Consider the following 6,000-nt stretch of genomic DNA (forward strand, 5'->3'; position numbering starts at 1 on the left):
TGCATTTGGTATTTGTCTGAATTTTATCTCTAAGCAACTGTTTTCTGCACATAAATACGGCTTTTTATGCCGTTTTCTATCATAACAGGGCTTGATTGCTTCGGATTGCTGCGTAATGAAAAAGAAAGAAAGCAGTTTGGCTGTCTATTTCGGGTGCGGTCTTAAGCCTTAATCTTAAAAGTTATCCCGAGAATAAAACAACGCCTATTTCATTATTGCCATTCAAGTGCGGCAATCCACTGCTTTCAACTCAGTCTATTAAATGGATTGCCGCATCAGCATATCACTGCCTGATGATACACAGGCTGCCTGAACAAATTCCGCTTTATTTTATATTTTCAGCCAGCTGTGCTTGCCGGTATGCTTCTGCCATTTCTCTTTCACGGCGAGTGGTTTGGCGCATCATAAAATAATTGATACCAATAACCAGCGTGCCGACAATGGCAATAAAAATGGTTGCCAGTACATTCATTTGCGGATCTAAACCCAGTTTAATTTTGGAGAAAATCACCATAGGCAAAGTTGATGAACCGGGTCCGGAAAGGAAAGAAGTAATCACCAAGTCGTCCAGCGACAATGTAACCGCCAGCAGAAAACCGGAGGCAATTGCAGGCGCAATCATCGGCAAAGTAATCACGAAAAAGATTTTTAAAGGGCGCGCACCCAAATCTTTTGCCGCTTCCTCAATGGATTGATCCAATTCAAGCAAGCGTGAGCGAATAACCACAGTGGCATATGCCATACACAACGTGGTGTGCCCCAGCCAAATGGTGAAAAAGCCGCGCTCAAAATACAAGAAACTCAAGAAGCTGTCTTGCAGCAGCATTTGCACTTGAATAATCAGCAGCAGCATTGACAAGCCGGTAATCACATCAGGCATCACCATCGGTGCAGACACCATACCGGCAAATAAGGAACTGCCTTTGAAGCGTTTAATCCGCGCCAAAGCATAGCCTGCCAACGTACCCAACACCACCGCCGCAGTGGCAGACAATAAGGCAATGCGTATGGAAAGCCATGCCGCTTCCAGAATAACTTCATTTTTCAGCAGTGCGGCATACCATTTGACAGAGAAACCACCCCACACCGTTACCAATTTCGATTCGTTGAATGAGTAAATCACCAGCACAGCCAAAGGCAGATACAAAAAGGCAAAACCCAAAAACAGCATGGTTTTCAGAAACCATGAGAGCTTATTTTTATGCACGGTTTGCCCCTTCTTCGATTTCACGGGTTTCATAGCGGTGGAACAAAGCGATGGGAATCACCAGCAGCAACACCATAATCACCGCCACGGCAGATGCCAGCGGCCAGTTGTTTTGGTCAAAGAAGGCTTGCCACAACACTTTACCAATCATCAGGTTTTCCGGACCGCCCACCAATTCGGGAATCACAAATTCGCCCACTGCCGGAATGAACACCAGCATAGAACCGGCAATAATACCGGTTTTGGAAAGCGGCAGAGTAATGGTGAGAAACGCTTTAATCGGATGCGCACCCAAATCGGCAGCGGCTTCCAATAAGCGGTTGTCCAGCTTCACCAATTGGGTATAGAGCGGCAGCACCATAAACGGCAAATAGGCATACACCATCACCAGATTCAGCGAAAATGCGTTGTAAAACATATCAATCGGCGTGCCGATAATGCCCCATTTGAGCAAATAATTATTGATAATACCGTTATGCCCCAGCAAACTCATCCACGCATAGACCCGCAATAAAAATGAAGTCCAAAACGGCAGCATAATCGCCAGCAATAAACCATTGCGCCAGCTCTCAGGCGCACGTGAAATGGCATAAGCAATCGGATAGCCCAGCAATAAGCAGATAACCGTCGTGGAAAGTGCGGTTTTAATTGACAGCCAATAGGTGAGTAAATAAATGTTGTCGCCGCGCCCGCCGGTAAACATGTGCTTCAGCGAACCGAAAAAATCGTAAAAAATATCGGTATAGTTTTGATAGCTGATCAAGAGATTAATACGATTCATATCGCCGTCCACCGTATAAAGCGGCGTATAAGGCGGAATGGCAATGGCTTGCTCGGCAAAGCTGATTTTCAGCACAATAATAAACGGCACCAAAAACAGCACCAACAACCACACATACGGCACTGCCACCACCAAGCCTTGGTTGGGGCGGGCATTTTTGAGGCGGTTAAAATGAAACCAATTCATAGATTACTCCTGCCGATCAGCTGGTAAGCGGTGCGGCTTGGTTTTCCGGCCAATTGATGTAAACGGCGTCTTCCCATGTGGGCTGCTCCAAACCATTGAGTTCCCAGAATGACGACAAGACTTGGCTTTTGATGATTTTGCCCGACGGCAAACGAATATGGAAAATGGCAAAACTGCCCAAATAGGCGATTTCTTTCACCGTGCCTTCTGCCCAATTGTATTCACCCAGATGTGCCGGTTTTTCTTTATACAAATTGATGTCTTCAGGACGAATCGACAGCCAAATGTCTTGGTCTTCCGGTCCGGTAATACCGTGCCCCAGCCGCACCGGATTTTGTAAATCCGGGCAGGAAATAATCACGTGGTCGGCATTGTCTTCCACCACTTCACCGGGAATAATATTGGTTTCACCGATAAATTCAGCGGTAAAACGGCTGTTGGGATAATCGTAAATATCGCTGGGCGTACCAACTTGTTTCAGCTGCCCTTCCGACATAATGGCAATGCGGGTTGCCATGGTCATCGCTTCTTCTTGGTCGTGGGTTACCATAATGCAGGTTGCACCCACTTGTTCCAGCGTATTCACCAATTCCAGTTGGGTTTGCTGGCGCAATTTTTTATCCAGCGCACCCAAAGGCTCATCAAGCAATAATAATTTCGGGCGTTTTGCCAAGCTGCGCGCCAAAGCCACGCGCTGTTGCTGCCCACCTGATAATTGGTGCGGTTTGCGTTTGGCGTAGCGCACCATTTGCACCAAGCGCAGCATTTCTTCCACCCGCGCATTAATTTCATCTTTGGGCAATTTATCTTGTTTCAGCCCAAACGCAATGTTCTGCTCCACACTCATGTGCGGAAACAATGCGTAACTTTGAAACATCATGTTAATCGGGCGGTCATACGGCTGTAATTTAGTGATGTCTTGCCCGTCCAAGATAATGTGTCCCTGCGTTGGCGTTTCCATGCCCGCCAGCATACGCAACAAAGTGGATTTACCGCTGCCGGAGCTGCCAAGCAAAGCAAAAATCTCATGCTTATCAATATTGAGATTGACATGATCAACGGCATAGTTGTCGCCGAATGTTTTGACGACGTCTTTAATTTGCAGATAGGGAACGGCTGTATCAGCAGGTTTGGGCGCAATGATGTCGCTCATAAGGATGCGTACTCCAAAAAATCAATCTCAGCAATTAATAAATCCAACAGGACTCTTCGCTTCAGCCGCTGTTTCAGGCAGCCTCAGCACAACAGTGGCGCAAAGGCGAATTGTATGCAAGCGCAGAAGATAGGGCAATGAATAAGAGGAAATTTTCAAAGAAAATGAGCAAATCCGTAAAGGAATGTTGTTTTTCAGAATAAATATCGGTTTGATGAAGCAGCGCGGTAATAATATTTAAACTCCTGCAATTTACGCAGATAACACGCTCATTTATCAACAAAATAAATTTCCACATCATCAATGGTTCAACGGCTGCGTTTTGGCTTTCAGGCTGCCTGAATAACACACAGGAAAGCTTGTTCCCGCTCGGCAAAATTTAATATCGGCGAAATAAAGAATAATTAAACCGACCCAATCACGCCTTGCTGTGTGCCAATACCAACATCTCGGCAGCATGCCGGCGAGTGGTTGCCGTAATGGTTTCGCCGCCAAGCATACGGGCAATTTCATCAATGCGTTCATCTTCATTCAACACCTGAATACTGCTTACGGTGTGATCGGCATTGCTGTGTTTTTGTACGCGCCAATGCTGTTCACCGCAAGACGCCACTTGCGGCAAATGGGTTACTGCCAGCACTTGCCGATTTTGTCCCAACCCGCGCAAAGCCTTGCCGACGACTTCCGCCACCGCACCACCCACGCCGGAATCCACTTCATCGAAAATCAATGTCGGCGCATGGTTGTATTGGCTGGCAGTCATTTGCAGTGCCAAGCTGATGCGCGCCAATTCACCGCCGGAAGCCACTTTATTCATCGGGCGCAAAATTTGCCCTTTATTAACGGCGACTTGGTATTGCACGTGTTCAACACCGTGGGCGGTCGGTGTACTCTCACTCAATTCAATGTGAAACTGCGCGTCTTTCATTGCCAAGCTGTGCATGTGATCGGCGGTTTCAGCAGCAAGCTGTTTCGCGCCGCTTTTGCGTTTGGCAGAAAGTTTTTCGGCGGCAATTTTGTAAGCAGCTTCCGCTTCAGTACAATTTTTTGCCAATAAATCCAAATCGGCGGCAGCGGTTAATTCATTTAAAGCCGTTTCAATTTCAGCAAGTTTGGCAGACAGCAAAGGCGGTTCAACACGGTATTTACGCGCCATGCCCATGATGTCGGCCATGCGCTCCGTTTGCTCCGCCAGTAAATTTTCATCGATTTCAACGTTGGCTGCCATGGTGTGCATATTGCTGCTGACTTCGCTCAATTCGGCATCAACAGAATCCAATAGCTCAATACTTTCGGCAACCGACGGCACGATTTTGAGTAATGACACCAAACACTGGCGGCTGCGGTAAACCAAGGTTTGCAAGCCGTCATCGCCGTCAATCAGGCTGCCAACCTCTTCGGCTGCCTGAAGCACATCGGCGGCGTGTGCCAAAATATCGTGGCTTTGGCTTAATTCATTCCATTCATTGGGCTTAATATGGAGTGCCGATAATTCGTCGTATTGCCATTGCAAGCGATCACGCTCGGTTGCCAATGTTTCGGCTTGGTTTTGGGCGGTTTCCCATGTTTTTTTGGCACTTTGCCATTGACGAAACGCATCGCGCACGGCGTCGGCTTCGTTTTGTGCATTGGCAAAAGCATCGAGTAAATCGCGCTGTGCCGCTTCATTGTTTAAAGAATGGTGGGTGTTTTGTCCGTGAATATCGATGAGTAACTCACCGATTTGTTTCAGCTGTGCCAGCGTAACAGCTTGATTATTCAAAAAACTTCGGCTTTTTCCTTTGTTATCAATAACTCGGCGAATACTCAATTCACCGTCTTCTTCCGTCAAAAAACCTTGTTCGCACAGCAAGGTGTGTACGGCGGGGCTGTCGCTCAAATCAAATAAAGCAGACAGCTGCGCTTCTTTCGCGCCTTGGCGAATTTGGCTGTAGTCGGCTTTGTCACCCAACAGCAAGCCAACAGCATCTAAAGTAATCGACTTACCGGCACCGGTTTCACCGGTTAATACAGTAAACCCGCTTTGGAAGTTAAGATTGAGGTGATCCACCAGTACAAAATCACGCAAAGACAACGCCAGTAACATATTCTTGCCTCTCGAAATTCTTGAAATCACGCATAAACACGGATAAATAAACGGCGGTATTCGCCACTGTTTTCAGACAGCCTTATATGCTACCCTATTTTGACTGCAATTTGTTTCACTGCAAACCTGCCTGAAACGATTGCACCATTGATTTTATTGCAAACAAAAAGCGGCAATCCACAATTTACCGCACAAACATTTTAAAAACCGTTTGCAGCACCATATCATCAATGCACCCAAAACAACGGCTGTTTTTAACACCCTCTGTAAGAAATCCCAGCGTTGTTTACAGTATTTATAGGAAAATACTGCAATGAACATTCATAAAAGAACCCGTTTACTGCCCTATCAGCGTCAAGAAATTTGGCGGCTTTATACAGAAGAAAATATCCGCGTTTCTGATTTGGCGGCTACCTATTGCGTCAGCAGACCCACCATCTATAAAGTCTTGAAAGAAGCGCGGTTACAGGTATTCATGCCTAAAAACAGCACTAACCGCCGCTTCAAGCAAGTTCGTTACGGCATGAAGCGTTTGGCAAAAGTAGAAAAAGCCATTCAAGACAAGCTCAAAGCGCAGGCGCAGCGGT

General features: G+C 46.6%; 4 protein-coding genes and 1 pseudogene. 1 reads left to right on the top strand and 4 read right to left on the bottom strand.

What is annotated here, in order from left to right:
- Positions 1-325 precede the first annotated feature (325 nt).
- From Q384_RS05780 to recN, 4 genes are all read right to left on the bottom strand, one after another.
- Entirely contained in the window at positions 326-1,207 is an 882-nt protein-coding gene (locus tag Q384_RS05780) for an ABC transporter permease subunit (RefSeq protein ID WP_037586522.1), read from the bottom strand.
- Complete coding sequence (locus tag Q384_RS05785) at positions 1,200-2,174, bottom strand: ABC transporter permease subunit (RefSeq protein WP_037586523.1); 975 nt, start codon at positions 2,172-2,174, stop codon at positions 1,200-1,202. Before Q384_RS05785 ends, Q384_RS05780 begins: the two co-directional genes overlap by 8 nt.
- Positions 2,175-2,190: 16 nt before the next feature.
- Entirely contained in the window at positions 2,191-3,327 is a 1,137-nt protein-coding gene (locus Q384_RS05790; protein WP_037586524.1) for an ABC transporter ATP-binding protein, read from the bottom strand.
- Between the two features lie 418 nt (positions 3,328-3,745).
- A complete protein-coding gene (recN, locus tag Q384_RS05800; protein WP_037586526.1) occupies positions 3,746-5,413 on the bottom strand; it encodes a DNA repair protein RecN in 1,668 nt (555 codons plus the stop codon).
- A 313-nt stretch (positions 5,414-5,726) separates the two neighbouring features.
- Here recN and Q384_RS05805 point away from each other — a divergent pair.
- Positions 5,727-6,000, top strand: a pseudogene (locus Q384_RS05805) (IS481 family transposase); the annotation flags it as partial.

The organism is Stenoxybacter acetivorans DSM 19021 (assembly GCF_000745895.1).
GTDB lineage: Bacteria > Pseudomonadota > Gammaproteobacteria > Burkholderiales > Neisseriaceae > Stenoxybacter > Stenoxybacter acetivorans.

Excerpts from the sequence above, each read along its gene's own strand:
- Q384_RS05785 (WP_037586523.1), bottom strand. The coding sequence starts at position 2,174 with ATGAATTGGTTTCATTTTAACCGCCTCAAAAATGCCCGCCCCAACCAA.
- Q384_RS05790 (WP_037586524.1), bottom strand. The coding sequence starts at position 3,327 with ATGAGCGACATCATTGCGCCCAAACCTGCTGATACAGCCGTTCCCTAT.
- recN (WP_037586526.1), bottom strand. The coding sequence starts at position 5,413 with ATGTTACTGGCGTTGTCTTTGCGTGATTTTGTACTGGTGGATCACCTC.